Here is a 22586-nt window from a genome sequence, read left to right as displayed (position 1 = left end):
AAAAGCATTCGAAAAGACCGGTCGTGCGTTTTATTCGTTTGTGCCGCATCCCGGGCGCGTGGCGCGCCCTTCTCGCCGGGTGCGGGGTGGAACATGCGAATTCTCCTGATCGAAGACGACGTGCAGATCGGCACGAGCCTCATGCGTGCGCTCAAGGATGCCGATTACGCCGTGGACTGGGTGCGCGACGGCAACGCGGGCCGCGAGGCCATCGGCGCCGCCGAATACACGGTGGTGCTGCTCGATCTCGGCTTGCCGGGCATGACCGGCATCGAACTGCTGCGTCAGGCGCGCACCGCCGGCAACGCAACGCCCGTGCTGATCCTCACCGCGCGCGACGATCTCGACACGCGCGTGCAGGGCCTCGATCTCGGCGCCGACGACTATCTGCTCAAGCCCTTCGACATGCCCGAACTGCTCGCGCGCATCCGTGCGGTGCTGCGCCGCAAGGCGGGCTACGCGGTCTCGCGTCTCGGCGACGATTCACTCTGCCTCAATCTCGATCAGCGCACGCTCACGTGCGGCGAGAATTCCGGCGTGCTGTCGGCGCGCGAGTTCGCGCTGATGCACGCGCTGCTCGAACGTCCCGGCACCATCTTTTCGCGCGATCAGCTCGAAGATCGCCTCTATGGATGGGGCAAGGAAGTGGAGAGCAACGCGGTCGACGTGCTGATCCATTCGGTGCGCAAGAAATTCGGCGCGAGCGTCATTCGCAACGTGCGCGGGCTCGGCTGGACCGTGATGCTCGGGCAGGCGGGGCGCGAGGAGCCGAAATAGCGCGCGTCACGGCGCATCGTGATGCCGCCCGAGTGCGCCGCAGAAGTACGCGTTGTAGTCGTGATCCTGCGTTTCTACCTGACGCATGCGGCGTTCGAGATCGGCCAGATCGCTCGATGACGCGAGGTATTCGTCGCTGGCGTCGCGGTCGAGGAAAAAGCTGCCGAGGGATTTCGAAAAACGTTCAAACATGATGTGCTCCCGTCATTGAAAGAAGGCCTGTATGGGGCCGACGGAAATCAGGTTATGCCGCGCGAATTAGAAACAAATGAGAGGCCCCGATGACGGCCCCGCGTCACGCGCATTGCCGCCCTTCGCATGACCAAGCGTTCGCCAACGCACCGTGAAACCGATCGCATTGCGGGCAGCCACCGCCGCGCCGCACCATCCCGTGCTATCGTGTTTTCATAGGGGTTTCATACGGAACGGCCGCCATGAACGATGTGTCTCGTATCCTCAGTGCCCGCGACCGCGCCGAACTGCTCTGCTGGCTCACGTGCGGCAGTCTCGGCGCGTACTACCTGAATGGCGACTGGCCGGCGGCCTCGTTTCACGTGCAGGCCGCGCACAAGTGGCTCGACCGGCATCAACGGCTCGCGGACTGGCTCACGGTCGCCAAGCTCGCGGCCATCGCCCGCGAAATCGCCACCCAGCATTGCGCGATGCTCGAAGCCGACTGGGCGCGCGATGCCGTCGAGGAGATCCTCGACAGCGAAGATCTCAACTATCAATCGGATGTCGTGCGTCAGGTGTTCGACGATTGCCGCCGCGCGCTCGCCGAAAAGCGCACTCCGGAGTGAAGCGGCGCTCGCGCGCACGGTGAGGTCTGGCGCGTTTCACTGTATGGATGTACAGTAGGGCCATTTTGTTCTGAGCGCCCCAATGGACGCGCCGTCCTTGACCCCCGCACCGCGCCGCATCGCGCATCTCGACATGGACGCGTTCTTCGCGTCCGTCGAACTGCTGCGCTATCCCGAGTTGCGCGGCATGCCGGTCGTGGTGGGCGGCGGCCGCAGCGCCACGCCCGAAACGCTTCCCGACGGCACGCGCCGCTTCAGGCGTCTGCGCGACTACGCGGGCCGCGGCGTCGTCACCACCTCCACGTACGAAGCGCGCAAGTTCGGCGTCTTCTCCGCGATGGGCATGATGAAGGCCGCGCAACTCGCGCCCGACGCCATTCTCCTGCCGACCGATTTCGAGTCGTACCGCCATTATTCGCGCCTCTTCAAGGCGGCCATCGCGACCTTCACGGCGCAGATCGAGAACCGCGGCATCGACGAGATCTATATCGATGTGAGCGAGCTGCCTGGCGAGCCGGCTGAGATCGGCAGACGCATGAAGGACGCCGTGCACGACGCGACCGGGCTGACGTGCTCCATCTGCATCGCGCCGAACAAGCTGCTCGCGAAGATCGGCTCCGAGCTCGACAAGCCGGACGGCCTCACGCTCCTCACGATGGACGATCTGCCCACGCGCATCTGGCCGCTCGCCGCGCGCAAGGTGAACGGCATCGGTCCGAAGGCGAGCGAGAAGCTCGCGGCGCTCGGCATCGTCACCGTTGGCGACATCGCCGCCGCCGATCCCGGCTTGCTGCAGACGCACTTCGGTCACACGTATGCCGCGTGGCTCGCGCGCATCGCGCAGGGACAGGACGAGCGGCCGGTCGTGGTGAGTTCGACGCCCAAGTCGATGAGCCGCGAAACCACTTTCGAGCGCGACTTTCATCCGAAGCAGGATCGCGCGACGCTCTCTGCGGAGTTCACCGGCCTGTGCACGCGCGTCGCCGACGACTTGCAGCGCAAGGGCTATGTCGGGCGCACGGTGGGCATCAAGCTGCGCTTCGACGACTTCCGCACCGTGACGCGCGATCTGACCATTCCCGTGGCGACGGCCGATCCCGTCGAGATCCGCCGCGCCGCGACCGAGTGCCTGAAGCGCATCGTGCTCGACCGGCGTATCCGGCTTCTGGGCGTCAGAGTCAGCGCGCTCGCCGGGCGCGATGAGAGCGGCTTCATCGAGCCGGTGCAGGTCGAGTTGCCGTTCGATATCGCCGATTAGTCGCGCTTGCTCAGGCATCAATGATCCGATCAATCCGCCCGGCTCTCCGCTTTATCACGTCGACGCATAACCAAAGCTCGCATCGTTCGTTGCCGGTCGAATCGTCGCGCGTTAGATTCTTCGCTTCCCCGAAGTCATAGACTGGTATCCGCTCGACCGTGACGATTCAGACCGCCCCCAATCCCGCTCTCGCTTCACTCGCGACATCCGCGGACGCCGCCGATCAACCCATCGAGATTCGCAAGTTCGACGCGCCGCTCGGCGCCGAAGTGATCGGACTCGATCTGTCGAAGCCGCTGTCGCAAGCGGACTTCGCGCGCATTCATCGCGCGCATCTGGATCATCACGTCCTCGTGTTTCGCGATCAGCGCATCACGCCGGACGAGCAGGTCGCGTTCAGCAAGCGCTTCGGCCCGCTGCAGATTCACGTGCTGCATCAGTTCGGGCTGGCGGGGCATCCGGAAGTGCTGATCGTGTCGAACATCGTCGAGAACGGCAAGCCGATCGGGCTCGGCGACGCGGGTCACTTCTGGCATTCGGACCTCTCGTACAAGGACAAGCCGAGCCTCGGTTCGCTGCTGCATGCGCAGGAGTTGCCGGCGCTCGGCGGCGACACGCTGTTCGCGAATCAGCATCTCGCATGGGACACGCTGCCCGCGCATCTGAAGCAGGCCGTCGAAGGCCGCGTTGCCGAGCACACCTATCTCGCCAAGTATGGCGAGTTGCAGAAGCGCAGTCCGTGGCGTCCCAATCTGTCGGCGGAGCAGGTCGCGCAGGTGAAGCCGGTGACGCATCCGATCGTGCGCACGCATCCGGAAACGAAGCGCCGCGCGCTTTTCGTCAGCGAGCATTTCACCACGCGCGTGATGGGTCTGCCCGAAGACGAAAGCCGCGCATTGCTCGCCGAACTGTTCGCGTACAGCACGCGGCCCGAGTTCATTTACCGGCATCAATGGCGCGAGCGCGACATGGTGTTCTGGGACAACCGCTCGGTCATGCATCTCGCAGCGGGCACGCCGGACGATCAAAGGCGCAAGCTGTATCGCACGACCATCGAAGGCGACGCGCCTTTCTGAATACACAATATCGCTTAATTCACGGGGTTTTTGATGCATTCTCGATCAGGCAAGAGCGCCGCACGCGCGCTCGTGGCCGCGCTCGCGGTATCGCTCGGCATCACATCGGCGAGCGCGCATGCGGAAGGCACCTTGCGCATCGCCGAGCAATTCGGCGTCGTGTACCTGCTGCTCAATGTCGCGCGCGATCAGAAGTTCATCGAGCAGGAAGGCAAGAAGGAAGGGCTCGATATCAAGGTCGACTGGGCCAAACTGTCGGGCGGTTCGAGCGTCAACGATGCGCTCCTGTCCGGCTCGGTCGATATCGCGGCGGCGGGCGTCGGCCCCTTGCTGACGATCTGGGACCGCACGCACGGACGGCAGAACGTGAAGGGCGTCGCGTCGCTCGGCAATTTTCCGTATTACCTTGTATCGAACGATCCGCGCGTGAAGACCATCGCCGATTTCACCGACAAGGACCGCATCGCGGTGCCGGCGGTCGGCGTGTCGGTGCAGTCGCGCATCCTGCAATACGCGGCGGCGAAGCAATGGGGCGACAAGCAATTCGACCGCCTCGACAAGCTCACGCAAGCGGTGCCGCATCCCGATGCGACGGCGGCGCTCATCGCGGGCGGCACGGAGATCAACGCGCACTTCGGCAATCCGCCGTTCCAGCAACAGGAACTCGCGGGCAATCCGAAGGCGCATATCGTGCTCAATTCATACGACGTGCTCGGCGGCCCCGGTTCCGCGACGGTGCTCTACGCGACCGAGAAATTCCGCAACGAGAATCCGAAGACGTATCGCGCGTTCGTCGCCGGTCTCGCCGATGCCGCGCAATACATCACGCAGCATCCCGAGCAGGCCGCCGATATCTATCTGCGCGTAAACAACGCGAAGCTCGACCGCGATCTGCTCATCAAGGTGATCAAGGACCCGTCGGTGAAATTCACGGTCGCGCCGCAGAACACGCTGGCGCTCGCGAAATTCATGCATCGCGTCGGCGCGATCAGAAACGAGCCGAAGTCGTGGCAGGACTACTTCTTCAGCGATCCGGCGACGAAGGACGGAAGCTGAACGAACGCGCGCTTATCGGCGAGCGCGAATTAGATATGCGCATTGATTGGTTATCACGGGCGCTGCGCGCCGGTATCGTGTTCATTTGCATTCGAGCACATTGAACATGGCCGCCAATCCCCAAGCGCTCTATTCGCGCGACGCCGATCTCGACGTCGCGACGAGCAACAAGCTTCTCAGCGCGAAGAACGTCACGCTCGAATACCGCACGCCCGAACGTCTCGTGCGCGCGACGCACGATGTGAGCTTCGACGTGTACGGCGCCGACCGCTTCGTGCTGCTCGGGCCATCGGGCTGCGGCAAATCGACCTTGCTCAAGGCTGTCGCCGGTTTCATCGAGCCCGTGGCGGGCAGCATCGAAATCGGCGGCGAGCGCGTGCGGGGTCCGGGCGCGGATCGCATCGTCGTGTTCCAGGAGTTCGATCAACTGCCGCCGTGGAAGACCGTCGTGCAGAACGTGGCCTTTCCGCTGCGCGTCGCGCGCAAGCTCGGCCGCGCCGAAGCACGCGAGCGCGCGCTGCATTATCTCGACAAGGTCGGCCTCGCGAAATTCGCCGATGCCTATCCGCATACCTTATCGGGCGGCATGAAGCAGCGCGTCGCTATCGCGCGCGCGCTCGCGATGCAGCCGCGCGTGCTGCTGATGGACGAGCCGTTCGCCGCACTCGATGCGCTCACGCGCCGCCGCATGCAGGAAGAGCTGCTGCGCCTGTGGAGCGACGAGCGCTTCACCTTGTTGTTCGTCACGCATTCGATCGAGGAGGCGCTGATCGTCGGCAATCGCATTCTGCTGCTGACGCCGCATCCGGGACGCGTGCGCGCCGAACTGAACAGTCATCAATACACGCAGGAAAGCATGGGTCGCGGCGAGTTTCAACAGAGCGTGGCGCGCATTCATCGTCTGCTGTTCGAAGAGGATGTGCAATGAGCACGCCGCATCTGACCGTGCCGCCCGTGCGGCCCGAATACGAAGTCACACCTTCCGCGTCGTTCGATGTCGAACCTCATGCGCCGCTGCCGCTTGCGAAGCGTCTCGCGGACCGCACGTGGCTGCGCAAGTCCATCATCGCGATCGTGCTGATCGCGCTGTGGGAGATCGCCGCGCGCGCCGTCGACAACGATCTGCTGCTGCCGACTTTCAGCGCGACGTTCGTCGCGTTCGTGCAGGGCATCGCTTCGGGCGAGCTCATCGAGAAAATCGGCATTTCGATGTCGGTGCTGTTGCGCGGCTATGCGCTCGGCGCGGTGCTCGCGTTTCTGCTGACATCGCTTGCGGTATCGACGCGCATCGGACGCGACATCCTTTCGATGCTCACCGCGATGTTCAATCCGCTGCCGTCCATCGCGCTGTTGCCGCTCGCGCTGCTGTGGTTCGGCCTCGGCACGGGAAGCCTGCTGTTCGTGCTCGTGCATTCGGTGTTGTGGCCGCTCGCGCTCAATACGTATGCCGGTTTTCAGGCGGTGCCCTCGACGCTGCGCATGACGGGCCGCAACTACGGCCTCAACGGCATGCGGCATGTGATGCTGATTCTCGTGCCCGCCGCACTGCCGTCGATCCTCGCGGGGCTGCGAGTGGGCTGGGCGTTCGCGTGGCGCTCGCTGATCGCGGCGGAACTCGTGTTCGGTGCAAGCTCGGGCAAGGGCGGTCTCGGCTGGTACATCTTCCAGAACCGCAACGAGCTTTATACGGATCGCGTGTTCGCGGGACTGGCCGCGGTCATCGTGATCGGACTCGCGGTCGAGCATCTCGTGTTCGATACCGTCGAGCGCGTGACGGTGCGGCGCTGGGGCGTGCAGCAGTAAGCGGCCCTCAGCTTCCGGCCCGAATGAAATCGATGAACGCGCGCAACGGCCCCGGCATGTGGGCGCGGCTCGGATAATACAGCCTCGGCCCGGTGAAGCTCTGCCACCACGGCTTGAGCACGGGCACGAGCGCGCCGCTGTCGATGGCTTCGCGCACGAATTCGTCGAATGTATAGACGAGCCCCAGTCCGGCGATGGCGCACGCGCGGCTGACCTCGATCGACGAGGTCACGAGCGGCCCTTGCGGCACGATGCGTATCACGTCCTTGCCGCGCATGAATTCCCACACCGCCAGCACGCCGCTTTCGAAGCGATGGGCGATGCACGCGTGATTCACCAGATCGCGCGGATGCTTCGGCTCGCCGTGCGCCGCAAGGTAAGCGGGCGACGCGACCGCGACGAAACGTTGCGTGGGCGGACCGATCGGCACGGCAATCATGTCACGCTCGATACGTTCGTCATAGCGAATGCCTGCATCGAAACCGGCGGCGAGCACGTCGATGAAGTTATCGCTCGCGCTCAGTTCCAGCGTGATGCCCGGATGCGCCGCGAGAAAGCGCGCGATGATCGGCGGCAGCACCTCGCGCGACACGATGGTCGGCACGTTCAGGCGCAGCGTGCCCATGGGGCTGTCGCGGAAACCGTTCACGGCATCGAGCGCGCCCGCGATTTCCGCGAAGGCGGGCGCGAGGCGCTCGATCAGCCGTTCGCCCGCTTCGGTCGGCGTGACGCTGCGCGTCGTACGATTCAGGAGCCGCACGCCCAGACGCGTTTCGAGCCGGCGAATCGCCTCGCTCAGCGACGAGGCCGACACGCCCCGCAACAACGCTGCCTGCCTGAAGCCGCGCGAGCGCGCGACCGCCAGAAACGCGTGCAGATCCGACAGGTCCGGTTCGTTCATTGTTCGCCTCGGCGCACAGCCCATGCAGATTGAGGCGGATTATCGCACGCGCGGTTTGCTCCCATAATCTCCGTCATCCCTTCTTTCTTCTTTGGCGGAGAACCATCATGGAACAACACGGACTCGGCAAGACCGGACCGAAGGTGTCGGTCATCGGGCTCGGATGCATGGGCATGTCGGGCATGTACGGGCCGTCGGATCGCGCGGAAAGCATCGCCACGATTCACGCCGCGCTCGAAGCGGGCGTCACGCTGCTCGACACTGGCGACTTCTACGGCATGGGCCACAACGAGATGCTGATCGGCGAGGCGTTGCGCAGCGCGCCGCCTTCACGCCGCGACGCCGCGATTCTCAGCGTGAAGTTCGGCGGCATGCGCGACCCGGCGGGCAACTTCATCGCGTTCGACGGCCGTCCCGTCGCCGTGAAGAATTCGCTCGCGTACACCTTGCAGCGACTGGGCGTGGATCATATCGACATCTACCGGCCCGCACGGCTCGATGCGAACGTGCCGATCGAAGACACCATCGGCGCGATCGCCGAGATGATTCAGGCGGGCTACGTGCGTCATGTGGGGCTGTCGGAAGTGGGCGCGCAGACGATCCGCAAGGCCGCCGCCGTGCATCCGGTCTGCGACCTGCAGATAGAGTATTCGCTGATCTCGCGTGGCATCGAGCAAGCGATCCTGCCGGTGTGCCGGGAACTGGGCATCGGGATTACCGCGTATGGCGTGCTGTCGCGCGGACTCATCAGCGGACACTGGAGCAAGGACGCCGCGCAAACGGGCGACTGGCGCGCGAACAGTCCGCGCTTTCAGCAAGGCAACGTCGAACGCAACCTCGCGCTCGTCGATGCGTTGCGCGCGATCGCCGATGCGAAGGGCGTGAGTGTTGCGCAGATTGCGATCGCGTGGGTGCTTGCGCAGGGCGATGACATCGTGCCGGTGATCGGCGCGCGCCGTCGCGATCGGCTGACGGAATCGCTCGGCGCGCTCGATATCGCGCTCACGAACGAGGAACGCGCGGCGATCGAAGCGGTGGTGCCGAAAGACGCGGCGGCGGGCGATAGATACGAGGCCGTGCAGATGGCGCATCTCGACAGCGAGAAGCGGTAAGCGTTCAGTTCTTGCGCAGAAACACCCACGCATTGAACGCGGCGCCCACGAACATCAACACGCTCGTCATCACGAAGACAGAGGGCATGCCCGAATGCGCGGCGATGAAGCCGCCCGCGAGCGGCCCCGTCACCTGTCCGATGTATTGCGCCGAGGTCGCGTAGCCGAGGATGTAGCCGACCGCGTTATCGGGCACATTGTGGCGCACGACGCTCGTGATCGCGGGCAGCAGGCCGCCCAGTGCGAGGCCCATCAGAAAGCGCAGCACGACGAGCTGCGTGCCGTTGGTGACGAAGATCTGCGGAATCAGCAGCACGCCGCATGCGGCGAGACATCCGACGATCACCTTCGGCGCGCCGACGCGATCCGCGAGCCGCCCGATGCGCGGCGCCGCGAGCACGCTGCCGAGCGCTGCGGCGGACATCACGACGCCCGCGACGAGCGTCACCTGCTTCGGGTCCTTCACGAGCTGCGATACATACACGGTGATGATCGGCTCGATCGACATATTGGCGAACATCAGCAGCATCGCGCTCGCGAGCATCCCGATCACGGGCGTGAGGAGCGGCACGTCGCGCCAGCCGCCGCGCGGCTTCGTTTTCGCGTGATCCGGCGCGCGGCGTTCTTCCTTCACGAGAAGCGTCGTCATGATGAACGAGCAGAAGATGAGGCCGCCCGCGAGAAAGAACGTCGCGCGTATGCCGATCAGACCCGGCAACAGCCCGCCGATGAGCGGCCCGACGAGATTGCCCGCCATCATGCCCGCCGCGTGCGTGCCGAGCGCCCACGCGGTGCGGTGCTTCGGCGTCTGCGTTGCGATCATCACGATGGCGCCGCTCGCATAGCCGCCGACGAGCCCCGCGAGAAAGCGCATCGCCACGAGTTGCCAGACCGTCTGCACGACGCCGAGCAGCGACATCGTGATCGCCATGCCGAGGCTCGCGCGGATCAGGATCGGCTTGCGGCCGTAGCGGTCGGCGAGCCGTCCCCAGAGCGGCGCGACGAGGCCCGCCGCAAGAAAGGTCGCGCCGAACGCGACGCCCGACCATTGCACCGCCGCCTCCACCGACGACGCGCCCAGTTGCTGCACATAGAGCGGCAGGAAGGGCAGCAGCAGCGTCATCGCCATGATGGTCGTGAACGAGCCGAATACGCAGACGTAGAGATTGCGCTGCCAGTGAACGGAGCCTTCGGACATGGATGCGGGCGGGTGTCGGGATCAGCGTGAGACTGTCGCAGATTTTGCGGCAGTGCGCTTGGCGCATGATGCGGCACGCAAACTGCGACGCGTGTAGGATCGATTCCGATCCACCGATGGAGAGACGCCGAGTGAAAATCGCGACCTTCAACATCAACGGCATCCGTCCGCGGCTCGGCGCCTTGCTGACATGGCTCGAACGCGAATCGCCGGATGTCGTCTGCCTGCAGGAACTGAAAGCGACGGACGCGCAGTTTCCCGCCGACGCGATCGCGAACGCGGGCTATGGCGCGCTATGGCATGGACAGCAATCGTGGAACGGCGTGGCGATTCTCGCGAAGGATGCCGAGCCCGTGCTGAGTCGGCGCGGGCTGCCCGGTTTCGAGGACGACACGCATAGCCGGTATATCGAAGCGGCGGTGGGCGGCTTGGTGATCGGTTGTCTTTATCTTCCGAACGGCAATCCCCAGCCCGGCCCGAAGTTCGATTACAAGCTCGCGTGGTTCGAGCGTTTCAACGCGCATGCGAAGGGATTGTTCGACAGCGGTCATCCGGTCGTGCTCGCGGGCGATTACAACGTCGTGCCCACCGACGAGGATATCTACAACACGCGCTCGTGGCTCAAGGACGCGTTGCTGCAACCGGAGAGCCGCGCGGCGTATGCGGACCTGCTCGCGCAGGGCTGGACGGATGCATTGCGCAAGATGTTTCCCGATGAGCGCGTCTATACCTTCTGGGATTACTTCCGCAATCACTGGCAGACCAACTCGGGACTGCGCATCGATCATATCCTGCTCAGCAAGGATCTCGCGAAGAAGGTGGAGCACGCGGGCGTCGATACATGGGTGCGCGGCGAGCCGCATGCGAGCGATCATGCGCCGACGTGGGTGACGCTCAAGCTCGGGCGCAGCAGGAAGAAGACGGCCTAGTCTTTACGCCTGCACGGCATCGCGCGTCGACTGCAGCGATTCGAGAAACTGCATGACGTGTTCGCGGCCGCCCATCGTCCATGGATCGAGATGATCGGCGTTTTCGATGAGCGCGAGTCGCTTGTCGCCGCGCGCCGCGTCGAACAGGCGCTGGAAGTGCGCGGGGGGAATCACGCCGTCTTTGGTGCCGCCGTAGATCAGCAGCGGCGCAGCGATGGCCGCGATCTTCGAAAGACTGTCGTAGCGGTCGCGCGCGAGCAGGCGCACGGGGAAGAGCCAGAAGCGTTTCGCTGCCACATCGACGATGCTCGTGAAGGGCGCTTCCAGGATCAACGCGCTGATCTTTGCTTCGCTGGCCAGTTGCACGGCGACGCCCGAGCCGAGCGAATAGCCGTGCAGCACGATGTTCGTCGAATGCGCGGCGGCATGGGCGTAGGCGGCGCGGGCATCGGCGTAGAGACCGGCTTCGTGGGGCTTGCCGGGATTGCCGCCGTAGCCGCGGTATTCGGCGAGCAGCACGCCGTAGCCCGCTTCGATCATTTCGAGCGCGATGTGGGCGCGTTGGGTGAGGTCTTCGCCGTTGCCGTGGAAGAGGATGATTGTGGGGGGGGTTCTGGTTCGGGGCGCCTTGTAGCGCATGGTCAGGGTTATGGCGTCCTCGGTTATCACCGTTATCGGTTCGGTGAGTGCTTCAAGCTCGGCGTTCTTCAAAGCCTCGATCTGTTCGAGTGGATAGACGAGCCTTCCTTGTAGCCAATAGAGCCCCGCCAAGGCTATGGCGTAAGTGATGGCTATCGCGGTCAGAAGTATCCACAGGACATCGCGCATTTTTTCTTCGGGGGCGGCATTTTGGGTTCTCTCTATGGTAGTGGGTTTGATTGGGTTTGTGGTTTTTCGCCGGATCCCGATAGCGTGTCGGTTTATTAGCGCAGTGCTAATCGACCGACACGCCAACGGGATCCGGCGAAAGCAACAATTCAATCCCTGACATCCACATCCCCCTGCCGAAGGCTCAACGGCATCTCCGCAGCGATCTCCATCTCAATGTCCCCCGAATCGCGCCCGCGATTGAATAGCGCATTGAGCAAGATAGCAAACACAGCAGCAAGCGTGATCCCGCTATGCGTGAGCGGCCCCGCCCACGCCGGCATATGCGCGAAAAACGCGGGCGCAACGAGCGGAATCACCCCCACCCCCAAACTGATCGCGATAATAAGCAAGTTGTTCTTGCTATCGAAATCGACCTTGCTCAGGATCTTGACGCCGGTCGCCGCGACCATCCCGAACATCGCGATCCCCGCGCCCCCAAGCACGACGACCGGTATCGAAGCAATCAGATTGGAAAGCTTCGGCAACAGCCCGAGCAGAATCAAGATCACCCCCGACACCGCAACGACCCAGCGGCTCTTCATTCCGGTAATCCCCACCAGCCCGATATTCTGCGAAAAGGAAGAATGCGGAAACGTATTGAAGATGCCGCCGATCACCGTGCCGAGACCATCGGTACGCAACCCGCGCGTCGCATCGATACGGGAAACCGGCCTCATCGCGAGGTCGCCGAGCGCGAGAAACATGCCGAGCGATTCCACCATGATGACGACCATCACGAGGCACAGCGATGCGATCGCCGCGAAATCGAAAGTCGGCATGCCGAACGCGAACGGCCGCACCGGCGCGAACCACGCGGCCTGACCGATGCCCGAGAAATCGACGAAGCCGAGCGGCAGCGCGATCGCAAAGCCGATCGCCATCCCCAGCAACACCGAAATGTTCGCGATGAAGCCCTTCAGATATTTGTTGATGAGCAGAATCGCAAGCAGCACGATGGCCGCGATCATCAGGTTCTTCGGCTCGCCGAAGTTCGCCGCGCCGCGCCCGCCGCCTGCCCAGTTGATCGCCACCGGAAAGAGCGTCATGCCGATGGTGAGAATGATCGTGCCCGTGACGATCGGCGGAAAGAAACGCATCAGCCGCCCGAAGAACGGCGCGATCAGTATGGCGAACACGCCCGCCGCAATGGTTGCACCGAAGATCGATGTAAGCCCCGCGCCGGACGACGCCATCGCGACCATCGGCCCGACCGGCGCGAAGCTCACGCCCATGATGACCGGCAGCCGTATGCCGAACTTCCATACGCCGATGCACTGCACCAGCGTGACGATCCCGCACGCAAAAAGATCCGAGCTGATCAGAAACGCGATCTGCTCCTTCGGCAGCTTCAACGCCGCGCCGATGATGAGCGGCACCGCGATCGCGCCCGCGTACATCACGAGCACGTGCTGTATGCCAACCGCAAGCATCTGACCGAGGGGCAACACTTCGTCGACGGGATGGATCGTTTGGGCCATGTGCGCTCCGGCGGCTCGATAGACAGTCGTCCGAGTATTGCACCGCCTGCTACACAAAAAAATATTCGCGCCGCTATACATGGCATGGCATGTCGATACAGCTTCCAGCGGACAAAGCCTCGCCGCTGACGCAGTGAACGCATGAGCGCCTTCGGCGATGCACTACACTGACTGACGCGTCGAACCGGAGCGAGCCGCGATGCACCTGCTATTCGTCGATGACAACCACGCCTGCGTCGAGACCCTCGTCGACATCGCAAGCGGGCTGGGCCACACGTCGGCCGTGGCGCACGACGGCGCCAGTTGCCTCGCGCTCGCTTCGCGCGAACATTTCGACAGCATCTTCCTCGACATTTCCCTGCCCGACTCCGACGGCCGCGAAATCTGCACCGCGATTCGCGCGGCGGGCCCGAACAGCGGCGCGCGCATCATCGCGATGACCGGTCACACCGATTTCGTCGCGACGAGCGGCGAGACCCGCTTCGACGGCTTTCTTCTCAAACCGATCAGCCTGCAGGCGCTCGAACTATTTATGCTGCCGCGCTGAATGTTCGCGCATGTTCCTCAGGAGATTTGACCGGTCTTTGTTCAGCCCGTCGCGAACGACCGGCAGCAATTGCCGATTCACCATGGACGCGTGAACCCTGCGGCGAAATGATCCGCGAATCCCTTGCACCATAAGGCTTTCCGGACTGTCAGATTTCGGGATGGCATGCTACATTCCGAGCGCCTTGCGTCGCGCTTGATGTCGATGATTATCGGGCGACGCAACAAACCAATAACATCATTCGCACAGGGATCGCGGCATGGAAATGGTCGGCGGAATGCGGCTTGCGCAGTTGTTCAACAACAACCAGGAAGAGTTGCTCGCGGAATGGTTCACGCAGCAGCACGCCATCGCGTCACGGCGTGGACTCGTCGGCGAGGCGGAATTGCGCAATCAGTTCACGCAATTCATCTCGCTTCTGGTGACGGTGCTCAGTACGTCCGAGCGCGTCGATTTCAAACTGCCCGCGTGGCAGGACGTGCGCTCGTTTCTCGCGGACATGTCCGGACAGCGCGCGCGTCAGGGCTTCTCGCCGGTCGAGACGGCGATGTTCGTGTTCTCGCTCAAGCAGCCGCTCTTCGTGCGCCTGCGCGACTCGCTCGCCGACGATCCCGCGACCCTCGCCGATCTCACCTGGACCATCAGCACGCTCTTCGACGAACTCGGCCTCTTCACGACCGAAGTCTTCCAGGCGAGCCGGGAACAGGTCATCGTGCGTCAGCAGCAGGAACTCCTCGAACTCTCGACGCCCGTCGTGCAGTTGTGGGACGGCGTGCTCGCGCTGCCGCTCATCGGCACGCTCGATTCCGCGCGCACGCAGGTGGTGATGGAAAACCTGCTGCAGAAGATCGTCGAGACGGGCGCGGCGATTGCGATCATCGACATCACCGGCGTGCCGACCGTCGATACGCTCGTCGCACAGCACTTGCTGAAGACGGTCGCGGCGGCGCGGCTGATGGGCGCGGACTGCATCATCAGCGGCATTCGCCCGCAGATCGCGCAGACCATCGTGCATCTCGGCGTGAACCTCTCGAACGTGACGACCAAGGCGACGCTCGCGTCGGCGTTCGTCGTCGCGCTGCAGCGCACGGGCAAGTCGGTGTCGGCGGGGCTCGCGCACGACGCGCCGCGCGGCGGCCGTCCGGGCGATGGATTCGATTCGCTGCAAGCGGAATGACGGCGCATCGCGCCACTCGAAGCACTGAACGGGGCCTCAAGCGATGGAACGCATTCCGATTCTCACGATGGGCAAGCTCCTGCTCGTCACCATTCAGGTGGACATGCACGACCGGCTCGCGCTCACGCTGCAGGACGATCTGACGAGCCGCATCGTGAAGGACAACGCGCGCGGCGTGCTGATCGACATTTCCTCGCTCGACGTGGTCGATTCGTTCATCGGACGCATGATCGGCAACACGGCGGCGATGGCGCGCGTGCTCGATGCGGAAACGGTCGTGGTCGGCATGCAGCCCTCGGTGGCGATCACGCTGGTCGAGCTCGGGCTCACGCTCTCGGGCGTGCGCACGGCGCTCAACGTGGAGAAGGGCATGGCGCTTCTCGCGAAAAACGGCATGGCCTGAGGCCGCCTGCACACGATGCCATGATGATCCTCAACTCCACAGCCGCGCCGACGTCCTCGTCGCCGCCCGACACGCTGCCGATCCGCTCCGACGAGCAGATCGTGCGGTTGCGCCAGTTCGTGCGCGAGAAGGCCGTCGCGCAGGGGCTGTCGCTCATCGATCAGACCAAGTTCGTGACCGCCGCGAGCGAGCTGGCACGCAATACGCTCATCTACGGCGGCGGCGGCGACGTACATTGCTATCTCGTCGAGCGCAACGGCCGCCGCGGCCTCAGACTCGAATTCGTCGACAACGGTCCCGGTATTCCGGACATTCAACGCGCGCTCTCCGATGGCTTCACGTCGGGCAGCGGCCTGGGCCTCGGCCTCGGCGGCGCGAAACGCCTGTGCGACGAGTTCGATATCCGCTCGGCGCCAGGAGAAGGCACGCACGTCTCGATCACCAAATGGAAACCGTTCTGAAGGAATCGATGGCCGCGCAGCAGCGCTACGAGATCGCCGAGGCGAGCCAGATCGCCTACGCGCGGCGCTCGATCGGCGAACTCGCGCGCGGGCTCGGTTTCAACGAGACGACGGCGGGCGAGCTCGCGATCGTCGTCACCGAGTGCGGCACGAACCTGCTCAAGCACGCACAGCGCGGCGAGCTGCTCGTGCGGCCGCTCGTCGACAAGAACGCAGACGCGCAGCGCTACGGCATCGAAGTGCTGTGCATCGACAGCGGCCCGGGCATCGCCGATCTGCACCGCTGCTTCGAGGATGGCTACACGACCGCGGGCAGTCCCGGCAACGGCATGGGCGCGATCGAGCGTCTTTCCGGCGAGCTCGACATCTGGAGCGCGCCGGGGCGCGGCACCGTGCTGCGCGTCGTGTTCTGGAATGCGCCGCGCGCGGCGAACCTGCCGGCGGCGCCGCTGACGTATGGCGTCGTGAACCTGCCGCTGCAAACCGAAACCGTCAGCGGCGATGCCTGGGCGTGTCACGCGAATCAGGACGAATTCACCGTGCTCGTCGCCGATGGCCTCGGCCATGGTCCGCTTGCGAATGTCGCCGCGATCGAAGCGGCGAAGGCGCTCGCCGCGAATGGCGATCTGCCGCTCGACCACATCATGGAAGCCGCCAACGCGGCGCTGCGCCCGACGCGCGGCGCGGCGGTCGGCATCGCGCGCATGCCGGCGTCAGCGTTGGTGAATGACATGCCGGTGACGTTCGCGGGCATCGGCAATATCTCGGCGAGCGTGTGGAGCGAAGCGTCGCACAGGCATCTGGTGTCGCATGCAGGCATCGTCGGGCATGCGGCGCGGCGCGCGCAACTGTTCGATGTGCCGTATCCGCCGAACGCGCTCGTCGTGCTGCATTCGGACGGGCTCACCTCGCGCTGGGATCTCGCGCGCTATCCGGGGCTCGCGATGCGGCATCCGGCGCTCGTCGCGGCGGTGCTGTACCGCGACTTCACGCGCGGCCGCGACGACGTCACCGTGTTCGTCGCGCGCGTGTCCGGAGGCGCACGATGATGCAGCCGCTCTACGCGATGGGCATCGAAGACGAGCGCGATATCGTCGCGGCCCGCGTGAAGGCGCGCGACGCGAGCGCGGCGCTCGGCTTTTCGGCGCAGGATCAGACGCGCATTGCCACGTCCGTGCTCGAAGCCGCTCGCACCGTGCTGATCGCGGGACCGGCGGCGCGCGCCGAATTCCTCGTCGATGACGCTGCGCGTCCGGCGCGCTTCGTCGTGCGTTTTCTGGCGGGCGCAGGCGCGGGCGAGCGGCTGCGCGCGATGCATCACGACGACTCGCAAGCCGCGCTCGGCCTGCTCGCCGCGCAGCGTCTGATGGACCAGTGCGCGATCGCCGATGAAGCGAACGGCGTCACGTCGATCTCGCTGGAAAAGGCATTGCCCGACGGCGCGCCGTGCGACGTGCAAGCGGTGAAGCTCGTCCTCTCGCGTCCATCGAGTCAGGACACCGCCGCCGAGCTGCAACGCCAGAACCGCGAGCTGATCGCCGCGCTCGCCGATCTGCGCGAGCGTCAGGAAGAACTGACGCGCCTCACGCGCGAACTCGAAGACACCAATCGCGGTGTCGTCGCGCTTTACGCGGAACTCGATGCGCGCGCCGATCATCTGCGCCGCGCGGACGAATCGAAGTCGCGCTTCCTCTCGAACATGAGTCACGAGTTCCGCACGCCGCTCTCGTCGATCCGCGCGCTGTCGAAGCTGCTGCTGGAACGTATCGACGGCGAGCTGACCGAAGAGCAGGAAAAGCAGGTGCGCTTCATCCGCAAGGCAGCGGAAGATCTGTCGGAAACGGTCGACGATCTGCTCGATCTCGCGAAGATCGAAGCGGGCAAGATCGAAGTGCGTCCCGCCGAATTCGAAGTCGATACCTTGTTCTCGGCGCTGCGCGGCATGCTGCGGCCGTTGTCGCCGGGCGGCGCGGTGGAGCTCGTGTTCGATTCGTGCGAAGGCCTGCCGCCCATCCGCACCGACGAAGCCAAGGTCGCGCAGGTGTTGCGTAACTTCGTGTCGAACGCGCTCAAGTTCACCGAGCGCGGAGAAGTGCGCGTCAGCGCGAGCTATGACGAGACGCGCCGGCTCATCACGTTCTCCGTCGCCGATACGGGCATCGGCATCGCGCCCGAGCATCAGCAAGTCGTGTTCGAAGAGTTCGGTCAGGTCGAGAATCGACTTCAGCAATACACGAAGGGCACGGGTCTCGGATTGCCGTTGTGCCGCAAGCTCTGCAAGCTGCTCGGCGGCGATGTGTCGCTCACGAGCGAGGCCGGGCGCGGCTCGGTCTTCAGCGCGACGATTCCGGCGCACTACGGCGCGGACTTCGACGCGGCGCGTCATGCGGCAAGCGACACGCGGCCCGCCGTGCTGATCGTCGCGAGCAATCCGGTCGAGCGGCTCGATTGCGAAGCGGCGCTGCGCGAATCGCCGTATCGATCGATGAGCGCCGCGACGCTCGACGAAGCCGGCCGCCTGCTCGTGCACACGCAGCCTGCCGCGCTGCTGCTCGCGGTGCGGCCCGCGCCATCGGAAGCGTGGATCTGGCTCGCGGCGCTGCGCGCACAGGCCGCGACGCGCAGCATTCCGATCGTCGTGCTCGGCGAGGGCGACGATCGCCATGAAGCGCAGGCGCTGGGCGCGACCGCGTTCATCGGCAAGCCGGTGGGCGGCGGCGAACTGCCTCGCGTGCTGGATGTGGTTACGGGCAAGGGGCGGGCATCATGAGAAGCGACTGGAGCGAGGTGCTCATCCTCAACGTCGACGACAACGACGGCGCGCGCTATGCGAAAACGCGCATCCTGTCGCGCGCGGGCTTCAACGTGATCGAGGCCGCGACCGGCACTGCCGCGCTGGAACGCGTGCGCGCCGAAGCGCCCGATCTCGTGCTGCTCGACGTGAAGCTGCCCGACATCAACGGGCTCGAAGTGTGCCGGCAGATCAAGGCGTCGCCGGAGACCGCGAGCGCGCTCGTGTTGCAGACATCGGCGGCGGCCGTGCACAGCCTCGATCGCATTCGCGGTCTCGAAGGCGGCGCGGATAGTTATCTGACCGAGCCGGTCGAGCCGGCTGAGCTGATCGCGCATGTGCGTGCCTTGTTGCGCGTGCGGCTCGCGGAAAACGCGCTGCGCGAGAGCGAGGAGCGTTTTCGCCAGCTCGCCGAAAATATCGACGACGTATTCTGGATGCTCGATCCCACGTCCGGCGAACTGCTGTACGTGAGTCCCGCCTACGCGCGTCTCTTCGATACCGGCGGCGGCGCGCCCGCGCCCGTGCCCGGGCCGGATCACTGGTCCGGCGATATCCTTCCGCTGGATCGCGGTCACGTTGCCGATGCGTATCGGCAACTGCTCGCGAACGGCACGCCGTATCAGGTGGAATATCGCATCGTGCGCGCGAGCGGCGGTCCGCGCTGGGTGGCGGAGCGCGCGTTTCCCGTGCACGGCGCGGCGGGACATCCGGCGCGGCTGTATCGCATCGCGGGCATCGTCAACGATATCTCCGAGCGCAAGGCCGCCGAATTGCTGTTGCGTGAAGCGGATCGCCGCAAGGACGAGTTCCTCGCGATGCTCGCGCACGAACTGCGCAATCCGCTCGCGCCGATCCGCAACGCGGTGGACTTGCTCGACCCCCATCGCGAACCGTCGGTGCAGCATTTCGCCACGGTGCGCGCAATCATCGACAGGCAGGTGCGGCATCTGAGCCGTCTCGTCGACGATCTGCTCGATGTCGCGCGCATCACGCAAGGCAAGATCACGCTGCGCCAGGAGACCGTGGATCTCGCCGCGGCGATCGCGGCGGCGATCGAGACCGTGCAGCCCGCGTTCGACAGAAAGCGTCATACGTTGACGGTGAATCTGCCGGATGCGCCGTTCTATATCGTCGGCGACAACGTGCGGCTCGCGCAGGTGTTCGGCAACCTGCTGTCGAATGCGTCGAAGTACAGCCTGGAAGAAGGCGAGATCGCGATCGAAACCGCACAGTTCGGCGATGAGGTACGCATCGTCGTGCGCGACCGGGGCATCGGCATCGCGCCCGACATGCTGCCGCATATCTTCGATCTGTTCGTGCAGTCGGAGACGTCGCTCGAACGCTCGGAGGGCGGGCTCGGCATCGGCCTGCCGCTCGCGAAGACGCTCGTCGAGCTGCAGGGCGGGCGCATCGAGGCGTATTCGGCGGGACCGCAGGCGGGCAGCGAGTTCATCGTGTGGCTGCCGCTCGCGAAGGATGCGCAGGTGGCCGCGCAGGGCGTCGCGCAGATGCCCGCGAGCGTGGCAGGCGGCAGGCGCGTGCTGCTCGTCGACGACAGCGTGGATGCGGCCACCGCGATGGCGCTCCTGCTCGAAGCGGACGGCTTCGACGTGCGCACGGCGCACGACGCGATCGAAGCGCTCGCACTATCCGATATCTTCGCGCCGCAGATCGTGCTGCTCGATATCGGCTTGCCGGGTATGGATGGATATCGCCTTGCAGGCGAGATGCGCGCGCGGCCCGCAACCGCCGATGCGTTGCTGATCGCGGTGACGGGATACGGGCAGGCGCATGACCGGCAGCGTTCGAAGGAAGCGGGCTTCGACCATCATCTCGTGAAGCCGGTCGCGTTCGAGGAGATTCAGCGGGCGGTGTCGGACAGGTTCACATGATCGGGATTCCGAAGGATCGTCCGCCGGGATCGCATGGTTTTGCAAATTGACGTCAATATCTGGTTACATGCGTCAAAAAGGTTGCATCGGCTGATAAACGCGAACTATCGCGGGTGGATTGCGGCACAATTGCGCGGCTATCCCGCAGCCGCCGAGCGGTCTGTGCCGCAAAACTTTCCGGACCAGCGATCGTGTCTTCCTCGCCCCTCGTCACCGCCGTCATTCCCGCTTTCAACGCGGAATCGCTCATAGGCGAAGCGATTGCTTCGATCCAGGCTCAGACCATCGAAGACTGGGAACTCATCGTCGTGGACGATGGCTCCGCTGATCAAACCCTGGCCGCCGCGCGTCAGGCCGCCGGCGACGACCGCCGCATTCGCCTGATCCGCTTCGACCGGAACGAGGGCATCAGCATCGCGTCGAACGCCGGCTTCGACGCGGCGCGAGGCGAGTTCATCGCGCGCCTCGACTCCGACGATCGGGCGCTTCCCACGCGGTTCGCCGTCCAGGTCGAGGCTTTCAGGGAAAGCAGGCGTCTGGCTGCAGCGGGATCGCACGCTCGCGTATTCGGCGAAGGTGTTCCGGATGGCAGCGTCGCGTATTGCACGCTGGGAGACGCCGATCTCAAAGCGCGCCTGTTCGAGGGTTTCAACACGTTGAGCGGCGGCACGCTCATGGTGCGGCGCTCGTTCGTTCGTGAGCACCGCATCCGCTTCGACGATGACGCGGGCAGCGCCGAGGACCTGGACTATGCCGTGTCGGTCATGATCGCGGGCGGACAGCTTGCCAATGTCGATCAGGTGCTGACCGAGCACAGGAACCATAGTGGCAATTTCACCAAGACACGAGAGGACCTTGCACGCCCGGGTCTTCAAATTTCGGTGTCGCGTCTTGTCGGTCTGGTATCCGAGCCTCGCTGCGCGTGACATTGATCTGATCGTGGCCATGTGGGAACGGTTCGATCCGCCTTTCACCGACAGCTTCCTCGACACCATGCGCGCAGTCGACCGACTCGTCGTCGCCAATGTCATGGACTTTGGGCAAAACACATCGATAGTTCCCGGCGTCGTCGTCGACCGTCTGGCCTATCTCGCCAATCACTACCGCGACCATCTCGATGCGTCTGCCATTCAGGCTGCGCGATCCTACGTTTCACCGGCCGTCCGCACCATGCTCGAACAAACCGGCCTTTGAGTCCGCGTTTTCACCTAGCAATTCGAGGTTGACTCGCGCGCCCACGCGTCCGAAACTTTAGCCACTGAAGTGTGATCACAGGTCACATAAAACGCATCGCAGCAGCCGAACGAAAGAACGGAGGCAGAGAGTGGCGACACGCTCGACGACGGACTTACCCGCGCTCGAATTAGTTGCACGCGAAACGATGGCCGGCCGCGTCCACGCGCAGCTCCGGCAGGCGATCATGACGGGCCGCTTTGCGCCCGGACAGTTGCTGAGCCTGCGCAGCGTCGCGGAGGCAGTCGGCTCTTCGACCATGCCGGTGCGCGCCGCGCTCACGCGCCTGCAGGCGGAAGGCGCATTGATCGACGGCCCCGGCCGCGCGCTGATGGTCCCGCCGATGACGCTCGACCTGCTCGACGAACTGCGCGACGTGCGTATCGCGCTGGAAGGGGCGGTTGCGAAGCGCGCGGCAACGCGCATGACGCGCGCGCATCTCGAAGCCTTGCAGGCGATCTTCGACACGATGGACGCGCATGTCGAAGCGGGCGACGTACCCGCGTATCTGCGCAGCAACTTCGAATTCCATATCGCCATTTATACGCACGGCGCGAGCGATCTGACGCTCTCGACGATCCAGAACCTCTGGATGCGAATCGGCCCGTTCCTGAATCTCGTCGCACCCGACATTCCCCATATGCGCCGTTCGATGGCCGCGCATCGCCATATCGTCGAAGCGCTCTGGAAAGGCGACGGAGAAGGCGCGCGCGCCGGCATCGAAGAAGATATCGGCGATGCGGCCGCCGATCTGCAGGAGCGCCTGCAAAACGGCGACATGTCGAACGAAGCAAGCGCCTGAGTCGTACCTGAGTCGCACG

24 protein-coding genes are annotated in these 22586 nt (G+C 64.6%); 19 read left to right on the top strand and 5 right to left on the bottom strand.

Features of this window, described 5'->3' with window-relative positions; all coding sequences use genetic code 11:
• Positions 1-93: 93 nt before the first annotated feature.
• The gene (locus BTHE68_RS19305) at positions 94-777 is read left to right on the top strand and encodes a response regulator transcription factor (protein ID WP_162067847.1); all 684 of its coding nucleotides are present in this window, start codon (positions 94-96) and stop codon (positions 775-777) included.
• A gap of 6 nt (positions 778-783) precedes the next feature.
• On the opposite strand, the gene BTHE68_RS19300 is transcribed toward BTHE68_RS19305, so the two are convergent.
• Positions 784-969 (bottom strand): DUF3563 family protein, encoded by a 186-nt coding sequence (locus tag BTHE68_RS19300; protein WP_162067846.1) that lies wholly within the window; start codon positions 967-969, stop codon positions 784-786.
• Between the two features lie 242 nt (positions 970-1211).
• Here BTHE68_RS19300 and BTHE68_RS19295 point away from each other — a divergent pair, with 242 nt between their 5' ends.
• The 6 genes from BTHE68_RS19295 to BTHE68_RS19270 all read left to right on the top strand — a co-directional run bounded on the left by BTHE68_RS19295 (position 1212) and on the right by BTHE68_RS19270 (position 6770).
• Positions 1212-1577: a hypothetical protein gene (locus BTHE68_RS19295; RefSeq protein WP_061178978.1), complete on the top strand. Its 366-nt coding sequence runs from the start codon at positions 1212-1214 to the stop codon at positions 1575-1577.
• 82 nt (positions 1578-1659) lie between these two features.
• Entirely contained in the window at positions 1660-2835 is a 1176-nt protein-coding gene (dinB, locus tag BTHE68_RS19290) for a DNA polymerase IV (RefSeq protein ID WP_174258080.1), read from the top strand.
• A gap of 230 nt (positions 2836-3065) precedes the next feature.
• The gene (locus tag BTHE68_RS19285) at positions 3066-3911 is read left to right on the top strand and encodes a TauD/TfdA dioxygenase family protein (protein ID WP_232078022.1); all 846 of its coding nucleotides are present in this window, start codon (positions 3066-3068) and stop codon (positions 3909-3911) included.
• A 33-nt stretch (positions 3912-3944) separates the two neighbouring features.
• Positions 3945-4967: an ABC transporter substrate-binding protein gene (locus BTHE68_RS19280; protein WP_162067844.1), complete on the top strand. Its 1023-nt coding sequence runs from the start codon at positions 3945-3947 to the stop codon at positions 4965-4967.
• A 106-nt stretch (positions 4968-5073) separates the two neighbouring features.
• A complete protein-coding gene (locus BTHE68_RS19275) occupies positions 5074-5895 on the top strand; it encodes an ABC transporter ATP-binding protein (RefSeq protein ID WP_162067843.1) in 822 nt (273 codons plus the stop codon).
• Entirely contained in the window at positions 5892-6770 is an 879-nt protein-coding gene (locus tag BTHE68_RS19270; RefSeq protein ID WP_162067842.1) for an ABC transporter permease, read from the top strand. Before BTHE68_RS19275 ends, BTHE68_RS19270 begins: the two co-directional genes overlap by 4 nt.
• 7 nt (positions 6771-6777) lie before the next feature.
• On the opposite strand, the gene BTHE68_RS19265 is transcribed toward BTHE68_RS19270, so the two are convergent.
• Positions 6778-7671 (bottom strand): LysR family transcriptional regulator, encoded by an 894-nt coding sequence (locus BTHE68_RS19265; protein WP_162067841.1) that lies wholly within the window; start codon positions 7669-7671, stop codon positions 6778-6780.
• A gap of 107 nt (positions 7672-7778) precedes the next feature.
• On the opposite strand from BTHE68_RS19265, the gene BTHE68_RS19260 reads away from it, so the two are divergent.
• Positions 7779-8783, top strand: coding sequence for an aldo/keto reductase (locus BTHE68_RS19260; RefSeq protein WP_162067840.1), 1005 nt, complete (start codon positions 7779-7781; stop codon positions 8781-8783).
• 4 nt (positions 8784-8787) lie between these two features.
• On the opposite strand, the gene BTHE68_RS19255 is transcribed toward BTHE68_RS19260, so the two are convergent.
• Positions 8788-9981 (bottom strand): MFS transporter, encoded by a 1194-nt coding sequence (locus BTHE68_RS19255; protein WP_162067839.1) that lies wholly within the window; start codon positions 9979-9981, stop codon positions 8788-8790.
• Positions 9982-10097: 116 nt separating this feature from the next.
• On the opposite strand from BTHE68_RS19255, the gene BTHE68_RS19250 reads away from it, so the two are divergent.
• Positions 10098-10910: an exodeoxyribonuclease III gene (locus BTHE68_RS19250; protein WP_162067838.1), complete on the top strand. Its 813-nt coding sequence runs from the start codon at positions 10098-10100 to the stop codon at positions 10908-10910.
• A gap of 3 nt (positions 10911-10913) precedes the next feature.
• On the opposite strand, the gene BTHE68_RS19245 is transcribed toward BTHE68_RS19250, so the two are convergent.
• Both BTHE68_RS19245 and BTHE68_RS19240 read right to left on the bottom strand, forming a co-directional pair.
• Positions 10914-11864, bottom strand: a complete 951-nt coding sequence (locus BTHE68_RS19245; RefSeq protein ID WP_232077968.1) for an alpha/beta hydrolase — start codon at positions 11862-11864, stop codon at positions 10914-10916.
• Between the two features lie 23 nt (positions 11865-11887).
• Positions 11888-13258 (bottom strand): nucleobase:cation symporter-2 family protein, encoded by a 1371-nt coding sequence (locus BTHE68_RS19240; RefSeq protein WP_162067837.1) that lies wholly within the window; start codon positions 13256-13258, stop codon positions 11888-11890.
• A 199-nt stretch (positions 13259-13457) separates the two neighbouring features.
• Between BTHE68_RS19240 and BTHE68_RS19235 the strand changes: the two genes are divergently transcribed.
• From BTHE68_RS19235 to BTHE68_RS19190, 10 genes are all read left to right on the top strand, one after another.
• Positions 13458-13805: a response regulator gene (locus tag BTHE68_RS19235; protein ID WP_162067836.1), complete on the top strand. Its 348-nt coding sequence runs from the start codon at positions 13458-13460 to the stop codon at positions 13803-13805.
• Between the two features lie 259 nt (positions 13806-14064).
• The gene (locus BTHE68_RS19230; RefSeq protein ID WP_162067835.1) at positions 14065-14982 is read left to right on the top strand and encodes an STAS domain-containing protein; all 918 of its coding nucleotides are present in this window, start codon (positions 14065-14067) and stop codon (positions 14980-14982) included.
• 43 nt (positions 14983-15025) lie between these two features.
• Positions 15026-15385, top strand: a complete 360-nt coding sequence (locus tag BTHE68_RS19225; RefSeq protein WP_061178967.1) for an STAS domain-containing protein — start codon at positions 15026-15028, stop codon at positions 15383-15385.
• A gap of 20 nt (positions 15386-15405) precedes the next feature.
• Complete coding sequence (locus BTHE68_RS19220; protein WP_061178966.1) at positions 15406-15846, top strand: anti-sigma regulatory factor; 441 nt, start codon at positions 15406-15408, stop codon at positions 15844-15846.
• On the top strand, positions 15831-16895 hold the full coding sequence (locus tag BTHE68_RS19215; protein WP_162067834.1) for an anti-sigma regulatory factor: 1065 nt from the start codon (positions 15831-15833) through the stop codon (positions 16893-16895). The genes BTHE68_RS19220 and BTHE68_RS19215 overlap by 16 nt, the downstream gene beginning before the upstream one ends.
• Positions 16892-18616 (top strand): ATP-binding protein, encoded by a 1725-nt coding sequence (locus BTHE68_RS19210; RefSeq protein ID WP_162067833.1) that lies wholly within the window; start codon positions 16892-16894, stop codon positions 18614-18616. The genes BTHE68_RS19215 and BTHE68_RS19210 overlap by 4 nt, the downstream gene beginning before the upstream one ends.
• Positions 18613-20532 carry a hybrid sensor histidine kinase/response regulator gene (locus BTHE68_RS19205; RefSeq protein ID WP_162067832.1) on the top strand — a complete coding sequence of 640 codons (1920 nt, stop codon included), beginning with the start codon at positions 18613-18615 and terminating at the stop codon, positions 20530-20532. Before BTHE68_RS19210 ends, BTHE68_RS19205 begins: the two co-directional genes overlap by 4 nt.
• Before the next feature lie 113 nt (positions 20533-20645).
• Positions 20646-21458 carry a glycosyltransferase family 2 protein gene (locus tag BTHE68_RS19200; protein ID WP_286202789.1) on the top strand — a complete coding sequence of 271 codons (813 nt, stop codon included), beginning with the start codon at positions 20646-20648 and terminating at the stop codon, positions 21456-21458.
• Positions 21424-21726 carry a hypothetical protein gene (locus BTHE68_RS19195; protein WP_162066891.1) on the top strand — a complete coding sequence of 101 codons (303 nt, stop codon included), beginning with the start codon at positions 21424-21426 and terminating at the stop codon, positions 21724-21726. The genes BTHE68_RS19200 and BTHE68_RS19195 overlap by 35 nt, the downstream gene beginning before the upstream one ends.
• Positions 21727-21913: 187 nt before the next feature.
• Complete coding sequence (locus BTHE68_RS19190; RefSeq protein WP_162067831.1) at positions 21914-22567, top strand: GntR family transcriptional regulator; 654 nt, start codon at positions 21914-21916, stop codon at positions 22565-22567.
• Positions 22568-22586: the final 19 nt, after the last annotated feature.

Origin of the sequence: Burkholderia sp. THE68 (assembly GCF_009938265.1) — a bacterium.
Taxonomy (GTDB): domain Bacteria; phylum Pseudomonadota; class Gammaproteobacteria; order Burkholderiales; family Burkholderiaceae; genus Caballeronia.
Note: the sequence above shows the minus strand (reverse complement) of the source record. Positions and strands in the feature narration are given on the sequence as shown.